At 60.4% G+C, this 17,433-nt stretch carries 20 protein-coding genes; 12 read left to right on the forward strand and 8 right to left on the reverse strand.

The features are described from left to right. Nucleotides 1-52: 52 nt before the first annotated feature. Nucleotides 53-709: a class I SAM-dependent methyltransferase gene (locus tag AACY50_RS00275; protein WP_339431300.1), complete on the reverse strand. Its 657-nt coding sequence runs from the start codon at nucleotides 707-709 to the stop codon at nucleotides 53-55. After that, nucleotides 706-1,170: a YbaY family lipoprotein gene (locus tag AACY50_RS00280; protein ID WP_339431301.1), complete on the reverse strand. Its 465-nt coding sequence runs from the start codon at nucleotides 1,168-1,170 to the stop codon at nucleotides 706-708. Before AACY50_RS00280 ends, AACY50_RS00275 begins: the two co-directional genes overlap by 4 nt. A 128-nt stretch (nucleotides 1,171-1,298) precedes the next feature. On the opposite strand from AACY50_RS00280, the gene nrdR reads away from it, so the two are divergent. The 12 genes from nrdR (at nucleotide 1,299) to AACY50_RS00340 (ending at nucleotide 10,033) form a co-directional block, all read left to right on the forward strand. Continuing rightward, complete coding sequence (gene nrdR / locus AACY50_RS00285; RefSeq protein WP_007910946.1) at nucleotides 1,299-1,763, forward strand: transcriptional regulator NrdR; 465 nt, start codon at nucleotides 1,299-1,301, stop codon at nucleotides 1,761-1,763. Then, complete coding sequence (ribD, locus tag AACY50_RS00290; protein WP_339431302.1) at nucleotides 1,760-2,893, forward strand: bifunctional diaminohydroxyphosphoribosylaminopyrimidine deaminase/5-amino-6-(5-phosphoribosylamino)uracil reductase RibD; 1,134 nt, start codon at nucleotides 1,760-1,762, stop codon at nucleotides 2,891-2,893. The genes nrdR and ribD overlap by 4 nt, the downstream gene beginning before the upstream one ends. Nucleotides 2,894-2,940: 47 nt before the next feature. After that, nucleotides 2,941-3,606: a riboflavin synthase gene (locus tag AACY50_RS00295; RefSeq protein WP_339431303.1), complete on the forward strand. Its 666-nt coding sequence runs from the start codon at nucleotides 2,941-2,943 to the stop codon at nucleotides 3,604-3,606. Nucleotides 3,607-3,622: 16 nt separating this feature from the next. Then, nucleotides 3,623-4,714, forward strand: a complete 1,092-nt coding sequence (gene ribBA / locus AACY50_RS00300; protein ID WP_095188502.1) for a bifunctional 3,4-dihydroxy-2-butanone-4-phosphate synthase/GTP cyclohydrolase II — start codon at nucleotides 3,623-3,625, stop codon at nucleotides 4,712-4,714. A 91-nt stretch (nucleotides 4,715-4,805) separates the two neighbouring features. Beyond that, nucleotides 4,806-5,282 carry a 6,7-dimethyl-8-ribityllumazine synthase gene (ribH, locus tag AACY50_RS00305; RefSeq protein WP_003228649.1) on the forward strand — a complete coding sequence of 159 codons (477 nt, stop codon included), beginning with the start codon at nucleotides 4,806-4,808 and terminating at the stop codon, nucleotides 5,280-5,282. Next, the gene (gene nusB / locus AACY50_RS00310; RefSeq protein WP_339431304.1) at nucleotides 5,279-5,779 is read left to right on the forward strand and encodes a transcription antitermination factor NusB; all 501 of its coding nucleotides are present in this window, start codon (nucleotides 5,279-5,281) and stop codon (nucleotides 5,777-5,779) included. The genes ribH and nusB overlap by 4 nt, the downstream gene beginning before the upstream one ends. Nucleotides 5,780-5,797: 18 nt before the next feature. Beyond that, a complete protein-coding gene (gene thiL / locus AACY50_RS00315) occupies nucleotides 5,798-6,763 on the forward strand; it encodes a thiamine-phosphate kinase (RefSeq protein WP_339464754.1) in 966 nt (321 codons plus the stop codon). Next, nucleotides 6,760-7,263 carry a phosphatidylglycerophosphatase A family protein gene (locus AACY50_RS00320; protein ID WP_221730243.1) on the forward strand — a complete coding sequence of 168 codons (504 nt, stop codon included), beginning with the start codon at nucleotides 6,760-6,762 and terminating at the stop codon, nucleotides 7,261-7,263. Before thiL ends, AACY50_RS00320 begins: the two co-directional genes overlap by 4 nt. Nucleotides 7,264-7,299: 36 nt before the next feature. Continuing rightward, entirely contained in the window at nucleotides 7,300-8,037 is a 738-nt protein-coding gene (locus AACY50_RS00325; RefSeq protein WP_339431306.1) for a substrate-binding periplasmic protein, read from the forward strand. A gap of 162 nt (nucleotides 8,038-8,199) precedes the next feature. After that, complete coding sequence (ribA, locus tag AACY50_RS00330) at nucleotides 8,200-8,817, forward strand: GTP cyclohydrolase II (RefSeq protein WP_339431307.1); 618 nt, start codon at nucleotides 8,200-8,202, stop codon at nucleotides 8,815-8,817. Then, on the forward strand, nucleotides 8,814-9,233 hold the full coding sequence (locus AACY50_RS00335) for an MFS transporter (RefSeq protein WP_339431308.1): 420 nt from the start codon (nucleotides 8,814-8,816) through the stop codon (nucleotides 9,231-9,233). Before ribA ends, AACY50_RS00335 begins: the two co-directional genes overlap by 4 nt. Further along, nucleotides 9,233-10,033: a cobalamin-binding protein gene (locus AACY50_RS00340; protein WP_339431309.1), complete on the forward strand. Its 801-nt coding sequence runs from the start codon at nucleotides 9,233-9,235 to the stop codon at nucleotides 10,031-10,033. The genes AACY50_RS00335 and AACY50_RS00340 overlap by 1 nt, the downstream gene beginning before the upstream one ends. A 62-nt stretch (nucleotides 10,034-10,095) precedes the next feature. On the opposite strand, the gene AACY50_RS00345 is transcribed toward AACY50_RS00340, so the two are convergent. From AACY50_RS00345 to AACY50_RS00370, 6 genes are all read right to left on the reverse strand, one after another. Beyond that, nucleotides 10,096-11,979 (reverse strand): TonB-dependent receptor domain-containing protein, encoded by a 1,884-nt coding sequence (locus AACY50_RS00345; protein ID WP_339464752.1) that lies wholly within the window; start codon nucleotides 11,977-11,979, stop codon nucleotides 10,096-10,098. Between the two features lie 139 nt (nucleotides 11,980-12,118). After that, a complete protein-coding gene (dxs, locus tag AACY50_RS00350; protein WP_339538028.1) occupies nucleotides 12,119-14,017 on the reverse strand; it encodes a 1-deoxy-D-xylulose-5-phosphate synthase in 1,899 nt (632 codons plus the stop codon). A 91-nt stretch (nucleotides 14,018-14,108) separates the two neighbouring features. Then, entirely contained in the window at nucleotides 14,109-14,996 is an 888-nt protein-coding gene (gene ispA / locus AACY50_RS00355) for a (2E,6E)-farnesyl diphosphate synthase (protein WP_339431312.1), read from the reverse strand. After that, a complete protein-coding gene (locus AACY50_RS00360; protein WP_003228627.1) occupies nucleotides 14,993-15,235 on the reverse strand; it encodes an exodeoxyribonuclease VII small subunit in 243 nt (80 codons plus the stop codon). Before AACY50_RS00360 ends, ispA begins: the two co-directional genes overlap by 4 nt. Before the next feature lie 103 nt (nucleotides 15,236-15,338). Further along, nucleotides 15,339-15,929, reverse strand: coding sequence for a retron system putative HNH endonuclease (locus AACY50_RS00365; RefSeq protein ID WP_339431313.1), 591 nt, complete (start codon nucleotides 15,927-15,929; stop codon nucleotides 15,339-15,341). Further along, entirely contained in the window at nucleotides 15,922-17,229 is a 1,308-nt protein-coding gene (locus tag AACY50_RS00370; RefSeq protein WP_339538029.1) for an AAA family ATPase, read from the reverse strand. Before AACY50_RS00370 ends, AACY50_RS00365 begins: the two co-directional genes overlap by 8 nt. Between the last annotated feature and the right edge of the window lie 204 nt (nucleotides 17,230-17,433).

Below are 17,433 nucleotides of genomic sequence, written 5' to 3' on the forward strand. Positions count from 1 at the left end.
ATACGGCTTGGCGGGGTGTGGCCGGAAGCGGGGCGGCGTTCCGACGAAGCCTTTAGTCACGCCGCGCGTGGTACAGGCTGACATGTCTGAATTCTTCAGGCTCTGCCAGATCCGGCAAGGTCATGGCCTCAAGCATTTCAATGCGCTCGTACAACGGATGGCGAAAGTCCCGAACCCGCGAATCCGCCACCAGCGCTTCGCGGCCCCGGCTGAGAAACGCATCGAGCAACGGCAGATTCGCCCGGTCGTACAACACATCCGCCACCAGAATCAGATCAAAGCGATCCGCCTCGGCAAAGAAATCCGTCGAATAACCCATCTGCACGTCATTGAGATCGGCATTCGCCCTGCACGCGGCAATCGCCAGCGGATCGAGATCGCAGGCCACCACCTCCAGCGCCCCGGCCTTCACCGCCGCAATCGCGGCAATACCGGAACCGGCGCCGAAATCCAGCACGCGTTTGCCGCGTACCCATTCGGGGAACTCGGCCAGATAACGCGCCACCGCCAGGCCGCTGGCCCAGCAAAAACTCCAGTACGGCGGCTCGTGCAGAATCCGTTGGGTTTCTTCCTGGCTGAATTCGCGCGCCATGTTGTCGCCGTCGATCAGCCACAACTGCAAATCGGTGTCCGGCAACGCACAGGCTTTCAGTCTGGCGTCGCCGAGCAGTTCACCCAGCGCCTGTTGCAGGTCGAACGGTGCATTCATGGTGCTTTGACAAATTGCAGTTGGCCCAGTGCCTGAGTGGTCGGCTGGGTAATGGTTTGTGACGGCAGATGCAAAATCAACTGACCGGACTGGCTGGCGCGGCCACGCAATTCAACCCGCGCCCCGGCCGGGAAAGCCTCGGGGTTGAAGCGCACATGGAACGGCAGAATCTGGTTGTTGCCGATCAGGCTGGAACTGGCGAGCAATTGCTGCGGGCGATCCTTCTCATCGATCACCAGCAGCGCCAGTTCGACTTCGGCACCGGCCGGTACGCCTTGCAGGGTGCCGCTCAGTTCCCGTTGATAAGCCGGCAACGGGCCTAGGTCGGCCGCTTCTTTGGCTTTTTTCTGCGCCTGTTGTGGCGCGGGGCCCGGCGTTGGGGGCTGAGGCTTGGGGGCGTCGCTGCCGCAGGCCACCAGCAGGCTGAAAAGACTGAGCAAAACGAGCGGACGTAACGGCATTGGCAGCTCCGGAAAAATGAAATCCATGGATCAAACGATCATGCCCGTCTGTATACCGCAAACCCTATGGCTTGTCTTGCCACGGGGATGCGCTACCATGGCCCTCCCTTTTTTTGTTGCCAGCCACCATGCACTGTCCCTTCTGCGGTGCCAACGACACCAAGGTCATCGACTCGCGTCTGGTCGCCGAGGGCGAACAGGTGCGCCGCCGGCGTGAATGCCTGGCCTGCGGCGAACGTTTCACGACGTTCGAGACGGCCGAACTGGTGTTGCCGCGCCTGATCAAAACCGATGGCAGCCGCCAACCGTTCGACGAAGAAAAACTCCGCGCCGGCATGCAGCGCGCCCTGGAGAAACGTCCGGTGAGCGTCGAGCGCCTCGAATCCTCTCTGGTCCACATCAAGCACAAACTGCGCGCCACCGGCGAGCGCGAGGTCAAATCCCTCGTGGTCGGCGAACTGGTGATGGCCGAATTGCAAAAGCTTGATGAAGTCGCCTACATCCGTTTCGCTTCGGTCTACAAACGCTTCCAGGACCTCAACGAGTTCCGCGAAGAGATCGACCGCCTCGCCCGCGAACCGGTGAAAGAATGACCACCGTCGCCGAGCAGGCCATCCTCGACGCCCACTTCATGGCCCGTGCGCTGGAACTGGCGCGCAAAGGTCACTACACCACGCACCCCAACCCCCGGGTTGGCTGTGTGATCGTGCGGGACGGGCAGATTGTCGGCGAAGGCTGGCACGAACGCGCAGGCGAACCTCACGCTGAAGTCCACGCCTTGCGCGCTGCCGGTGAACTGGCCCGGGGCGCTACCGCCTACGTCACGCTGGAGCCGTGCAGTCACCACGGCCGTACACCGCCGTGCGCCGATGCGCTGGTGAATGCCGGCGTTGGCCGGGTGGTCGCGGCGATGCGTGATCCGAACCCGCAAGTGGCCGGTCGTGGTTTGCAGCGTCTGGCCGATGCCGGGATCGTCACCGCAAGCGGCGTACTGGAAGGCCAGGCACGCCAGCTCAATCAAGGTTTTCTGAAGCGCATGGAACTCGGCTTGCCGTTCGTGCGGGTCAAACTGGCCATGAGTCTGGACGGTCGCACGGCGATGGAAAGCGGCGAGAGCCAGTGGATCACCGGCCCGGCGGCACGTTCGGCGGTGCAGCGGTTGCGCGCCCAGGCCAGCGTGGTGCTGACCGGTGCCGACACGGTGCTGGCCGACGGCGCGCGGTTGACCGTGCGTGCTGACGAGCTGGGACTGGATGCCGAGCAAACGGCGCAGGCCATGAGCCGTCCACCGCTGCGGGTGCTGATCGACGGGCGCCTGCGCGTGCCGCTGGATGCACCGTTTTTCAAGGCGGGCCCTGCCTTGGTCGCCACGTGCATGGCGGTCGAAGAGCAATACGCCAACGGCCCGGAATGCCTGATCGTGCCGGGTGATGACGGTCAGGTCGATCTGCATCAACTGCTGGTCGAACTGGCCAACCGTGGCGTCAACGACGTATTGGTCGAGGCCGGCCCGCGTCTGGCCGGTGCTTTTGCCCAGCTCGGTCTGGTCGATGAGTTCGTGATTTTCATCGCCGGCAAGTTCCTTGGTTCTACGGCGCGTCCGCTACTGGACTGGCCGCTGGCCTCTATGAAGGACGCCCCCGAGCTGAAAATCACTGAAATCCGCGCCGTTGGCGATGACTGGCGAGTCACTGCGATCCCTGTGCTTTCGGCGAGCGTATAATTCCCGGCCATCGCGTTTGCGCTGGCTTCGTTCTCAAGGAGAACCCCATGTTTACCGGCATCATCGAATCCATCGGCAGCATCCGTGCACTGACCCCAAAGGGCGGCGATGTACGGGTGCATGTTGAAACCGGCAAGCTCGACCTGAGCGACGTCAAGCTCGGCGACAGCATCGCCGTCAACGGCGTCTGCCTGACCGCCGTTGAGCTGCCGGGCGACGGCTTTGCTGCCGACGTCAGCCGCGAAACCCTCGACTGCACCGCCATGAACGACCTCAAAAGCGGCAGCCCGGTCAATCTGGAAAAAGCCCTGACCCCGACCACTCGCCTCGGCGGGCACCTGGTCAGCGGTCACGTTGACGGTGTCGGCGAAGTCGTTTCGCGCAGCGACAATGCCCGCGCCGTGGAATTTCGTATCCGCGCGCCGAAGGAACTGGCCAAGTACATCGCCCATAAAGGCTCGGTCACCGTCGACGGCACCAGCCTGACCGTGAACGCGGTCGATGGCGCTGAGTTCATGCTGACGATCATTCCGCACACCCTGAGCGAAACCATCATGGCGTCTTACAAGCCAGGTCGCCGGGTGAACCTGGAGGTCGACTTGCTGGCGCGTTATCTGGAACGTCTGCTGTTGGGTGACAAGGCCGCAGAGTCGACGGCCGGCAGCACGATTACCGAAAGCTTTCTGGCCCAAAACGGCTACCTCAAATCCTGACTGAAGGGGGTGCCTTGTGGCGCTCAATAGCATCGAAGAACTGGTTGAAGACATCCGCCAAGGCAAGATGGTCATCCTCATGGATGACGAAGACCGCGAGAATGAAGGCGACCTGATCATGGCCGCCGAATGCTGCAAGGCCGAACACATCAACTTCATGGCCAAGCACGCCCGTGGCCTGATCTGCATGCCGATGAGCCGTGAGCGCTGCGAACTGCTGAAGCTGCCGCTGATGGCGCCGCGCAATGGTTCCGGCTTCGGTACCAAGTTCACCGTGTCGATCGAAGCCGCCGAAGGCGTGACCACCGGCATCTCCGCCGCCGACCGTGCGCGCACCGTGCAAGCGGCTGCCGCCAAAGACGCCAAGGCTGAAGACATCGTCAGCCCGGGCCACATCTTCCCGCTGATGGCTCAGGCCGGTGGCACCCTGGCTCGCGCCGGTCACACTGAAGCCGCTTGCGACCTGGCGCGCATGGCCGGTTTCGAGCCGAGCGGCGTGATCTGTGAAGTGATGAACGACGACGGCACCATGTCCCGTCGTACCGAACTGGAAGCGTTCGCCGCCGAGCACAACATCAAGATCGGCACCATCGCCGACCTGATTCACTACCGGATGATCCACGAACGTACCGTTCAGCGGATTGCCGAGCAGCCACTGGACAGCGAACTGGGCCAATTCAATCTGGTGACCTATCGTGATTCGGTGGAAGGCGACGTGCACATGGCCCTGACGTTGGGCACGGTTTGCGCCGAAGAGCCAACGCTGGTTCGCGTACACAACATGGACCCGCTGCGCGACCTGCTGATGGTCAAGCAGCCGGGCCGCTGGAGCCTGCGCGCGGCCATGGCGGCGGTTGCCGAGGCCGGCAGCGGTGTGGTGCTGTTGCTCGGTCACCCGCTTGACGGTGACGTGCTGCTGGCGCACATCCGTGAGACCGCCGATCAGGCTGTGGTGAAAAAACCGACCACTTACAGCATCGTCGGTGCCGGTTCGCAGATCCTGCGTGACCTCGGTGTTCGCAAAATGCGCTTGATGAGCGCACCGATGAAATTTAATGCGATATCCGGTTTCGATCTGGAAGTTGTAGAATACGTGCCCTCCGAATAATGACCGGTTGTTTCCGGCCCTGTATTCGCGGCAAATAAATCACTGAGGGACGCGTAAAAGACGCGTCCCGGCTCTTTAAGAGATCTGACGAATGACCCTGAAGACCATCGAAGGTACCTTCATCGCCCCTAAAGGCCGCTACGCTTTGGTAGTGGGCCGTTTCAACAGCTTCGTGGTTGAAAGCCTGGTCAGCGGTGCAGTTGATGCCCTGGTTCGCCATGGCGTGAGCGAAAGCGACATCACCATCATCCGCGCACCTGGCGCCTTCGAAATTCCGCTGGTTGCGCAGAAAGTCGCTCAGAAAGGCGAGTTTGCAGCCATCATCGCCCTCGGTGCGGTCATTCGTGGCGGTACTCCGCACTTCGAATACGTGGCGGGCGAGTGCACCAAGGGCCTGGCCCAGGTGTCCATGGAGTTCGGCGTACCGGTTGCTTTCGGCGTCCTGACCGTTGATTCCATCGAGCAAGCCATCGAACGTTCCGGCACCAAGGCCGGTAACAAAGGTGCTGAAGCTGCCCTGTCCGCTCTGGAAATGGTCAGCCTGCTGGCGCAGTTGGAGGCCAAGTGATTAGCGACGAAAGCGATCGTTTCAACCCGCGCGAGCCACGTCCAACGGACGCCGGCAAGCCTTCGAAAAGCGAGAAGCGCCGGGCTGCCCGTCAGTTGGCAACTCAGGCGCTGTACCAGCGCCACATGGCCGGTACCTCGCTGAACGAAATCGAAGCGCAGTTTCGCGTCGATAACGATTTTACCTTTGCCGATGCCAGCTACTTCCACGACATCCTGCACGGTGTTCCGGCCAGCCTGACCGAAATCGACGCCGCGTTGGCGCCGTGCCTGGACCTGACCATCGAGGAACTCGACCCGGTTGAACTGTGCGTACTGCGCCTGTCCGCCTGGGAGCTGCTCAAACGTGTCGACGTGCCGTACCGCGTGGTCATCAACGAAGGGATCGAACTGGCGAAAGTCTACGGTTCGACCGACGGCCACAAATTCGTCAACGGCGTGCTCGACAAGCTGGCCCCACGCCTGCGTGAAGCTGAAGTGAAGGCGTTCAAGCGCTGATTGGCGTTTGAAACGGCTATGGGCGAGTTTGAGCTGATCCGCAATTTCTTCGCCGCCGCGCCCTGTGCGCAGGGCGGCGAAGGCGTTGCACTGGGAATCGGCGACGACTGCGCCTTGCTGGCGGTTGCTCCCGGAGAACAGCTGGCGATTTCCACCGATACGCTGGTGGCCGGCGTGCATTTTGCCGACCCTTGCGATCCGTTTCTGCTCGGTCAGCGCTCGCTGGCCGTCGCGGTCAGCGATCTGGCCGCCATGGGTGCTACGCCCATCGCTTTTACCCTTGCCCTGACTGTACCGACGGTGACCGCCGATTGGCTGCAAGCCTATGCCCGCGGTTTGAACCGCATGGCGCAGGATTGCGGCGTGGCGCTGGTCGGCGGTGATACCACGCGTGGGCCGTTGAGTCTGACGGTGACCGTGTTTGGGCGCGTGCCTGCGGGTCAAGCGTTGACCCGCAACGGCGCGCAACCGGGGGATTTGCTCTGTGTCGGCGGTGAACTGGGTAACGCCGCTGGCGCCTTGCCGTTGGTGCTCGGTCAGCGTGAGGCCCAGGCACATATCGCCCAGCCGCTGCTCGATCATTACTGGTCGCCACAACCGCAACTGGCCCTGGGTCAGGCGTTGCGCGGCAAAGCGACTTCAGCGCTGGATATCTCTGACGGTTTGCTGGCCGATTGCGGCCATATTGCCCTGGCGTCAAAGGTGCGGCTTGAGATTGAACGCGAGCGTGTACCGCTGTCGGATGCATTGGTCGCGTTTCTCGGTCAGCGTGGCGCCGAACGTGCGGCGTTGAGCGGTGGTGATGATTATGTGCTGGCCTTCACGCTACCGTCCGTCGAGTTGCCGACGCTGCTGGCCAATGGCTGGCCGATCCATGTGATCGGTCGCGTGGCGCAGGGCCAGGGTGTGGTGCTGCTCGATCGCGAAGGACAGGACATCACCCCGCAAATCCGGGGCTATCAACATTTTCAGGAGTCACCGTGACAGATCACCCGAAACAGGTACCGGCCGAATTCGTGCCGCCGTCGGTCTGGCGCAATCCTTGGCATTTCCTCGCATTCGGCTTCGGCTCGGGCACCTTGCCCAAGGCGCCGGGCACGTGGGGCTCGCTGGTTGCGCTACCCTTCATCCCGTTGTGGCAGATGTTGCCTGACTGGGGTTACTGGCTGATGCTCGGCATCACCATGCTGTTCGGCTTCTGGCTGTGCGGCAAAGTGGCTGATGATCTGCGGGTGCACGACCACGAAGGCATCGTCTGGGACGAAATGGTCGGGATGTGGATCACCCTGTGGCTGGTGCCGGAAGGCTGGTACTGGTTGCTGGCGGGTTTCCTGATGTTCCGCTTCTTCGACATTCTTAAACCGTGGCCGATTCGCTGGATCGACCGGCATGTCCATGGCGGCGTTGGCATCATGCTCGACGACGTGCTGGCTGGCGTGTTCGCCTGGCTGTCGATGCAAGGGCTGGTTTGGGTTTTCGCCTGATCTGAGGACTTGTCAGGGTTAAGTGAGGGACTAGGGATGGCTCGACGCTGGTGGGCGCTGTTGGTTTTTGCTCTGCTGGGCACTGTGGTCAATGCGCAGGAAGCAACGCATGCGCCAACGGTCATTCATTTGGCCAGTGAAGACTGGGCAGACTACACCGCCGCTGATGGCCATGGCTTGGCCTGGGATGTGCTGCGCAAAGTATTCGAGCCGGCCGGGGTGCAACTGGATATTCGCACTGAGCCCTATACACGCTCAGTGGGGCTGGCCCAGCGCGGCGAAATTGATGCCTGTGTGGGTGCTTATCATGATGAAGCCAGCGACCTGCTCTATCCTCGCTGGAGTTTCGACACCGATCACATCTATGCCCTGGGCCTTGCCAGCAACCCCGCGCCAACCCCCGAAACCCTGGGCAACTACCGCTTGGCCTGGGTTCGTGGCTACGACTATCAGAATTATCTTCCCAACGTGCGCAGCTTCAATGAAGTCATCCGGCGAACCGGAATTTTATCGATGCTGACCCACAATCGCGCCGACTATTACATCGATGCGCTGACGGAAGTCGATTTCGTCGTGAGTCGGGCCAACGATCCAGCGCAGTTTCGCAAAACCCATATTGCAGAGTTGCCCCTGTATCTGTGCTTCGCCAATACGTCACAGGCCCGTACGTTGATGGCGCTGTTCGACAAGCGCATGGAGCATTTGGTGAAGAGCGGTGAGCTGAAACCGATCTTCGAGAAGTGGAAGCAGCCGTATCCGTTCGAGCCGAACTGACCACAGATCTTGCGTCCAGCACTGTCCCCCTGTGGGAGCGGGCCCGCAGTTATCAAGCTTTTTGATCGTTATGCCCGATAATTCAGCCTAAGCGTCTGTAGGAACCTGCTGTTACAATGCCCGCCTGCGAATTTTCAGACTCTTTAGATCAGGAGCACACCGGTGCCTGTCGTCTTTGTCGCCGCTTCCAAGCTGCCAACGCCTTTTGCGCAATTCACCATGCACGGTTTTCTCGATGAAGCCACCGGCCGAGAGCACGTTGTGCTGAGCCTGGGTGATTTTGCCGACGGAGCCCCGGTACTCGGCCGTTTGCACTCTGAATGCCTGACGGGCGACGCCTTGTTCAGCCAGCGTTGCGACTGCGGCTCGCAACTGGAGGGCGCCCTCAAAGCCATCGCTCGCGAAGGCCGTGGCGTGTTGCTCTACCTGCGTCAGGAAGGCCGTGGCATCGGTCTGTTGAACAAGATCCGCGCCTATGAGTTGCAGGACGGCGGCGCTGATACCGTCGAAGCCAACGAACGCCTGGGCTTCGCCGCCGATCAGCGCGACTACGCCATGTGCCTGCCGATGCTCGAGCATCTGGGCGTGAAGTCCCTGCGTCTGATGACCAACAACCCGCGCAAGGTCAAAGCCTTGACCGAAATGGGTATCGTCGTCGCCGAACGCGTGCCGTTGCACACCGGCCACAATCCGCACAACAAACTTTACCTGGCAACCAAGGCCAGCAAGCTCGACCACATGATGGGCAACGAGCATCAGGGCGAGGTAGATCGGGCGTGACCCGAGGTCAGGTTCGTCGTCGTCTGAGCGTCGACTGGTGGAAATACCTGTCGCTGGCGCTGGTACCGCTGTTTTTGCTCAACGCGCTGTTTGGTCAGGGCGAGGGCGTTCTGCCGGTGCTGGCGATGCCGCTGTTCATTGCCGGCGTGGCGTCGATGTTTGTCAGCCTGAAGTTTTTCGGCCGCTATAAGCACGCATTGATCGCCACGCAAAAAGCCCTCGATAGCGCCGATGAACCAGCGGCCTGGATTGCTCTGGCAGCGGTTCGCCGTAACGCGTTCCTTGCGGCAGCGTTGCCGGCGTGGATCGGCGCAGTGGCCGTATTCGTCGGCCTTGAGGCGGTACCCCTGGTGTTGCTGGCGCTGTCCACTGCGGTGCTGTTCTACCTCTACCGTATCCCGCGTCAACTCGGCTGATGCGCCGTCTCTGGCTGGCGGTTCTGCTGCTGGCCGTCAGCGGCCCGGTGCTGGCGAGCCTGCGGGTCGTCAGCCTCGCACCTTCTCTTTCTGAAATCGTCGTTGAGCTGGACTCGGCTGATCTGCTGGTCGGTGTGCTGGATGCCGGCGAGCGTCCGCCTGCGATTGCCAACGTTCCCTCGGTCGGTCGTTACGGCCAACTCGACATGGAGCGTTTGCTCAGCCTCAAGCCTGATTTGTTGCTGCTGTGGCCCGGCAGTGTCGGCCCGGCGCAACGCGACCAACTCAAACATCTGAATATCCCGACTTACGTGGCCGAACCGCACAATCTCGAACAGCTGTCTGCACAGATTGAAGCCATTGCCGCTCGACTGAAGCGACCCGAGCGCGGGGTGACACTGGCGGCGCAGTTGCGCAGCAAACTCGACAATCTGCGCCTGCGCTATCGCCGGGACGCGCCGCTGAAAGTGTTTTACCAAGTCTGGGACAAGCCGTTGTACACCGTCGGTGGCGGGCAGATCATCAGCGCGGCGCTTGAAGTGTGCGGTGCGCGCAACGTGTTCGCCGATCTGAGCCTGCCGGCCCCGCAGGTCAGTATCGAGGCGGTGTTGCAGCGCAATCCCGAGGTGATTGTGGCCGGCGCTCAGGCCCAGCTTGATGCCTGGAAAGCCTGGCCGCAGGTAGTGGCGGTAGCGCGTGGCCAACTGTTGCTGGTCACTGATAAAGGCTTGGAGCGCCCGAGCGGGCAGATGATCGAGGCAACCGCCAGGCTCTGCCACCTAATCGCGCCTGAGCGCTGAGACCGAGGTGAATTCTTCGACTTGCTCGCAAAGAGGCTAGCCAAAGCGGCGCAAATTCTGGATCAGCGGCCCGGCGTCCAGGTCACTCCAAACATCCACGCTCGGCCCTCTTCGCGATAGCCATACTGATTGCCGTCATAACTGTAGTTCGCCCGGCTGTAACCCTTGTCCAGCACGTTATCCACCTTCAACTCCAGCTTGATCTCGCGGTTCAGCGTCCAACTGCTGCGCAATCCGAACAGCGCGTATCCGCCCAATGGCTGCTGATTTTTCAGGTCGTCGTAACTGCTGCTGATCGCCTGCCAACTGGCGCCGAGGCTCAGTCGATCGAACTGCCGATCCAGATCCCAACTCAACGTGCGTCGCGCCCGACGTGCCAAGGTGTGCCCGGTTTCGCGATCACGCGGATCGATGATCGCCACGCCGAGATTGCTCTGCCAGCCGAACAGCTCCTGTTTCAGCGCCGCTTCGAAACCGTTGATTCGGGCTGAGGCCACGTTCTGCGGCCGCGAGTTGCTGCCGAAAATGATCGCGTCCTCAAGGTCGGTACGGTACAGCGAGGCTTCCAGGCGGGTGCTGTCGTTCAACTGGCTGCGCCATTGCAGTTCGTAGCTTTTCGAGGTTTCCGGTTTCAGGTTCGGGTTGCTGAACTCCGGGTAGTACAGGTCATTGAAGGTCGGTGCGCGGAACCCTTCGCTGTAGCTGAGCAGCAAATCGTTGTCCGGGTTCAGCGGCAGGGTGAACGTGCCGCTCCAGGTGTTCTGGCTGCCGAACTGCTGGTTGTCGTCGTGGCGCAGGCCCAGTTCGGTGGAGAAGCTGTCAGCCTGATAACGATGCTGGATGAACGCGGCGCGGTTCCAGCGGCTGTTCTCGTCGAACGCGGTGCTGCTGTTGACGCGGTCTTCGTACCAGTCGCCGCCCAGAATCAGGCTGTTGCGCGTATCCAGGGTCAGGTCGTTCTGCCAGTTCAGCGAGTCGCGGTAGGTGTTGAACACCGTGCGCTCGTCGCTGAGCTTGTCGAGCGTCTTCTCGCGGTTTTCGGTATGGCCGAACTCGACGCGGGTTTTCCAGGTTTCATTGATCCGTGCGTCGAGGTAAGTGCTGACGCTACTGACGTTGAAATCGCTGTACGGCTGTTGTTGCACAGACTCAAACGTGTTCATGTCGAAACGGCCGAACGGGTTGTCGAACTCGCTCTTGCCTCGGTTATCCAGCAGGTTCGCGCCGACTTCGACGTCCTCGGTCAGCGCATGGCTGAGGCTCAGGCTGACGGACTTGTTGCGGTAAGCGTCGTGATCGCCGTCGCTGGGGTAGGACTCGTGTGTGCGGTCAATCCCGGCGGTTTCATCCAGGCTGGCACCCAGATTGAAGCGGGTTTTGTCATCGCCACCGGACAAGCCAAGGCTGCGCTCCCAGATCTGATGGCTGCCGAAACCGACGTGCAGGCGTGGCTGCAAGCCTTGCTCAGTGCCGCGTCGGGTGAAGATCTGAATCACCCCGCCAATCGCATCGCTGCCGTAAATCACTGAACGCGAACCGCGCAGCACTTCGACGCGTTCGATCTGCTCGATGTTCAAGTGCTGCAGGTTGCTGTCGCCGGAAGTGGAACTGCCGATGCGCTGGCCATCGACCAGTACCAGGCTCTGCGCCGACTGCGTGCCGCGGATGTAAATGCCCGGCAGGCTGCCGCGCCCACCGGTTTGCGCCACCTGCACGCCGGGCACGCGCCGCAAAAGATCGGGTACGTCGCTGGGTTGCAGGCGGTCGATGTCTTCACGGGTGAACACCGTGTTGGCGGCGCTGCTGTCGTTGCGCGCTTCGACCTGACGGTTGGCGCTGATCAGCGTGTCCGGCAGTTTCAGGGCCTGATCGCGTTCGAAGGTGTCAGCGAGTGCGCTGGTGGCTGGCAACAGAAGGAAGGGCAGGGCGAGGCGCGAGAGGTTCATCGGTGATCCGTAGGTCTTTCAGGTGTACACAAACCAAATGTGGGAGCGGGCTTGCTTGCGAAAACGCAGTGTCAGTCATCTCAATATTTGACTGATCCGGCGCTTTCGCGAGCAAGCCCGCTCCCACAGGGTATTGCGTTTATTTGTTGAGCAGTGCCAGACGCTCGCGAATCGACGCTTCGATCCCGGCCTCATCCAGCCCGCACTCGGCCAGCATCTGCGCAGGCTTGGCGTGCTCGACGTAAATATCCGGCAAGCCCAGGTGCAGCATCGACTTGAGGATGTTCTCGCGTGCGAGAAATTCGCTGACCGCGCCACCGGCGCCGCCCATGATTGCGTTCTCTTCGATCGTCACCAGCAACTCGTGGTTTGCAGCAATTTCGCGCACCAGTGCTTCATCCAGCGGTTTGACGAAGCGCATGTCGACCACGGTGGCATCGAGCGTCTCGGCGACTTTCAGCGCCTCGGCAAGTTGCACGCCGAACACCAGCAGAGCGACTTTGCTGCCCTGACGACGGACGATGCCTTTACCGATTTCGATCGGCTCGAGATCTTTCTCGATGGTCGCATTCGGGCCCGTGCCGCGAGGGTAACGTACAGCCGCAGGGCCGTTGTAGCGGTGGCCGGTGGTGAGCATTTTGCGCAGTTCGTTTTCATCGCTCGGGGTCATGATGACCATGCCCGGGATGCAGCGCAGGTACGACAGATCGAAGCTGCCAGCGTGTGTCGGGCCGTCTTCACCCACTAAACCTGCGCGGTCGATGGCGAACAGCACGTCGAGATTCTGCACCGCCACATCGTGAACGAGCTGGTCATAACCGCGCTGAAGGAACGTCGAGTAGATCGCCACCACCGGTTTGGCGCCTTCGCAAGCCATGCCGGCAGCGAACGTCACCGCGTGTTGCTCGGCAATGGCCACATCGAAGTAGCGCAGCGGGAAACGCTCGCTGAACGCCACCAGATCCGAACCTTCCTTCATTGCCGGGGTAATCCCGACCAGACGCGGATCCGCTGCTGCCATGTCGCACAGCCATTGGCCAAACACCGCCGAATACTTCGGCCCGCCAGCCTTTTTCGGCGCAGCGGCCGGGGCGTCGACAGGTTCAAGTTTGGTAATTGCGTGATAACCGATCGGGTCGACTTCCGCCGGGGCGAAGCCTTTGCCTTTTTTGGTGACGATGTGCAGGAACTGCGGGCCTTTCAGATCGCGCATGTTGCGCAGCGTCGCGATCAGGGTCGGCAGGTCGTGGCCGTCGATCGGGCCGATGTAGTTCCAGCCCAGCTCTTCGAACAGGGTGCCGGGCACCAGCATGCCTTTGGCGTACTCTTCGGTGCGACGGGCGATTTCCCAGGCACCAGGCAGGCGCGACAGCACTTTCTTGCTGCCTTCACGCATGCTTGCGTAAGTGCGGCTGGACAGGATCTTCGCCAGGTAATTCGACAGACCGCCAACATTGCGCGAGATCGACATGTCGTTGTCGTTGAGGATCACCAGCATGTTGGCGTTCACCTCCGGCGCGTGGTTCAGCGCTTCGAAGGCCATGCCGGCGGTCAACGCGCCGTCGCCAATCACGGCAATCGCCTTGCGATCACTGTTCTGCAGACGGGCGGCAATCGCCATGCCCAGCGCCGCGCTGATCGAGGTGCTGGAGTGGCCGACGCCAAAGGTGTCGTATTCGCTCTCGGCGCGGCGCGGGAAGGCCGCTATGCCGTCCTTCTGGCGCAGGGTGCCCATGCGCTCGCGACGGCCGGTGAGGATTTTGTGCGGATACGCCTGATGACCCACGTCCCACAGCAACCGGTCGTCCGGGGTGTCGAAGACGTAATGCAACGCGATGGTCAGCTCGATCACGCCCAGGCCTGCACCGAAATGCCCACCGGTCTGACCGACCGTGTAGAGCAATTCCAGGCGCAACTCATCAGCCAGGGTTTCCAGCTCGGCTTCGCCTAACCGGCGCAGGCCGTCCGGCGTGTTCGCGCGGTCGAGCAGGGGCGTGGTCGGGCGCTTGCGGGGAATCTCATGAAACGTCGTGGGCATCAGGCGAATCGTTATAGGTATAGAAGAGGCGGCAGTTTACCTGATGCATCGCCCCCTGCCCACGCGTTGGTCTTCTTTGGCGGATATGCCGTCAGTGGCGGCGCTCGACGATATACCGGGCCAGCTCGCGCAAAGGCTCGGCTGCCGCGTCAAACGGTCGCAGGGCGTGCAGAGCCTGATCGCGCAACTCCAGGGCATAGGCCTTGGCCGCGTCCAGACCCAGCAGGGCCGGGTAGGTCGGCTTGTCACGGGCAATGTCGGCGCCCTGGCGCTTGCCGAGGGTGGCGGTATCGCTTTCGACGTCGAGGATGTCGTCCTGCACCTGAAAGGCCAGACCGATGGCTTGTGCATAAGTCTGCAGGGCGTTGAGTTCATCCTGCTCGGCACGGCCGCTGGCCAGGGCGCCGAGTTTGATGCTGACTTCGATCAGCGCGCCGGTCTTGTGCCGGTGCATTTGTTCGAGGGCTTGCTGATCGAGCTTCAGACCGACCGAGCCGAGGTCGATGGCTTGGCCTCCGACCATACCCGCCGGGCCTGCGGCGTGAGCCAGCGCAGTGACCATTTGCAGGCGAATGTCGGCACTCAGATCGCTCAGGTGGGGGGCGAGCAGGGCGCTGAATGCCAGGCTCTGCAAGCCGTCACCGGCGAGTATCGCGCAGGCTTCATCGAATTTTTTGTGCGTGGTCGGCTGACCGCGACGCAGATCGTCGTCGTCCATTGCCGGCAAATCATCGTGCACCAGCGAGTAAGCGTGGATCAGTTCAACGGCGCACGCTGCGCCGTTGGCCTGCTCAGCCTTGCCACCGAGCGCTTCACACGCGGCGTAGGCCAACAGCGGACGCACGCGTTTGCCGCCGTTCATCACGCTGTAGCGCATGGCCTCATAGAGGCGCGCCAGTTCCGGCAACGGGGCGTTGAACAGGCTTTGCAGTGCCGCGTTGACCCGGGCCTGGCTGGTCGCCGAATACGCTGCAATCATTCTGGCTGTTCCGCGTCGAAGGGTTCCTCGGCGAGTTCGCCATCACGCTCCAGCAGCACTTGCACCTTTTGCTCGGCCTGGGCCAGCGCTGCCTGGCAGTCACGGGTCAGCCCGATGCCCTGCTCGAAAGCGGTCAGCGAGTCTTCCAGCGACAATTCACCGTTCTCCAGACGCTCGACCAATGTTTGCAGGTCGGCGAGGGACTGTTCGAAATCCAGTGCAGCTTTTTTGCGGGCCATGGCGGCTATTTCCGGTTGACGTTAAACCGGCGCGACACTAGCAGATAGGGGGTTTATGGGCAAATGAGCGGGGACGCGTTAATGATCGGGTATGACGAAATATCTAGCTGATCAAACGAAGCAATATGTAGCGGAAAGGTGCCTCCTTCAAAAAATCATTCGCGACCAGAGGTTGTTCTTGCAGCAGGCTAACAAAGGCTTTTATCCATTTTTCCCGTTCAAGAACGAGCGCAGCGCTTTGAAGGCCAAGCATGTCTCTCGTTTGACGAACCACATGCTTCTCCCTTCTGCTGAGAGTAGGCATAGGCTCCAGTGAGCCATCCGACGACAGTGAGAACTGTTCGTTACAGCCGGGTGCAGGCTCAATCGGAAGGAGCCGGTCACCCTTTCGTTGGCCGCACCCATCTGACCGAATACATCCGTGTGCATAGTTGGTATAGGTGAACGTCAAGTGAGGATGCCCATCATTGCCGCGCTTGGGCTTGATGTGGTCGATTTGTCCAGTATCGGCTTCCAATGGCGTTTCGCAGTAGGCACAAAGCCCACCCTGATCGTGATGGAGACTTGCCTTCACGATTTTTTTCACCAAGTGAAAAGCAGCGCCATCGAATTCATTTGGCCCTGCTTGTGGATAGGCAGCATTGAAGTCCAGAAGCGCTTGCGGCATTACGGGGTTGTGAGCCAACTCAATCATTGCGCGTCTTCCTGACTTGCGCCGCAAGGAATGTCCAGAGCGTCATATCGGCTTCGGAGATTTCATAACCCGCTTCGTCCAGTTCCTGTTTCAACTGTTGCGCTTGCGGAGTCATGCCCGCGCCATCTCGAAATAGCTGTTCATAGGCGTGCGCTGTTTCGACTATCGGCATCGGTGGACGGGTGCTCACATTCATGACCCCGGCCAGGGCATCTCCTGACTTCTGCGCCAAAGGACTCATTGCCGGTTGTTCCGAGATCCATCCTTGTTCGTCTCTATGAATCACACGGATCTGTTCACGGTTCACGGTGGTCAGTACTTGAGGACTATGCGTGCTCACGATGAACTGGATCTTGGGAAATGCCCTGCGTAAGGCTGCCAGAACTTGTTGTTGCCAGGCAGGATGCAGATGCAGGTCGACTTCATCAATGAGAACAATGCCTTCTGTCAGCAAAGGCGCCTGATCTTGAAACTGACCATTCAAGCGTGCACAACGAAAGGCCATGTCGGCGGTAAGCGAAATCATGGCTCGAACACCATCGCTGAGCAGGCTGATAGGTAACAGTCCATGATCTGGGTGGGACATTGCGAGATCTTCGAAACTGAGGCTGTAATGAAAGTTACTCCACCCTTCATTCTCCAGAACCAGATTCACGGCATTTTGAATCCCGGCGATTCTGGGTTGTAGATCTGACTCTTCATACCCCGGTAATTCCCGCTGCTGGAGAAGTGCCATTGTCGCCTTGCGCATCCATTGCTGCATTTGTACAAAGTTGGAAGCAGAGGACAGGCAGTCTTCATAGCCCATGGTTCGGCTGGCGCTAACCACGGCTTTACGCGAGCTATTGTTATGGGTTATCCACAATCGTCCGGCAGGGTAATAGCTAACCAGCGGCAAGGCTGTTGCTACTTTGGAACGCAGCGAGTCCTGGAGTTTTTTGCCCCAGTTCGCCAGAGCGGATGCTTCTTTTGTCGTAGTACGGCTTTTGGGGCCATGCAATGCTCTTTGCCACTCGATATCTGGCTCCTCAAGCACTGCATCGATAATGACAGGAAAGTTTTGTTCATTTTCGAAACTGTTGCCCAGACGCACATAACGAGCGTCTGTCCGCTCGATATGTTTGGATTTTCCCATATCAAAAGCACCGACAAATGGTCCAAGAGCGGTTGCGATGGCCTCAAGAATTGTAGTTTTACCTTGCCCGTTACGTGCGGCAATGACCGTCAGTTCAGGATGGAAATCGATTTCGATCTCTTCGAATCGACGGAAATCCTTTAATTTCAGTTTGCGCAGCTTCACAGGTCCACCTCTGGTCTCCTACCGTCCTTGCCGACGGTTTTTCTGGCAGTAGTTGACCATGAGATGACCTTGAGCTCCAGTTGAAATAGTGCTTTGAGTTCGCGCCAGTCATGCCTCTGGCCAAGGCAAAACCGGAGGTCTTGCCAGCCAGGATTGGCCATTTCGCGTGGGTTGATTGGATCAGACTGCTTATTCGGCTCATTT

The organism is Pseudomonas sp. RA_15y_Pfl2_54, assembly GCF_963971015.1.
In the GTDB taxonomy this organism is placed as follows: Bacteria; Pseudomonadota; Gammaproteobacteria; order Pseudomonadales; family Pseudomonadaceae; genus Aquipseudomonas; species Aquipseudomonas baetica_A.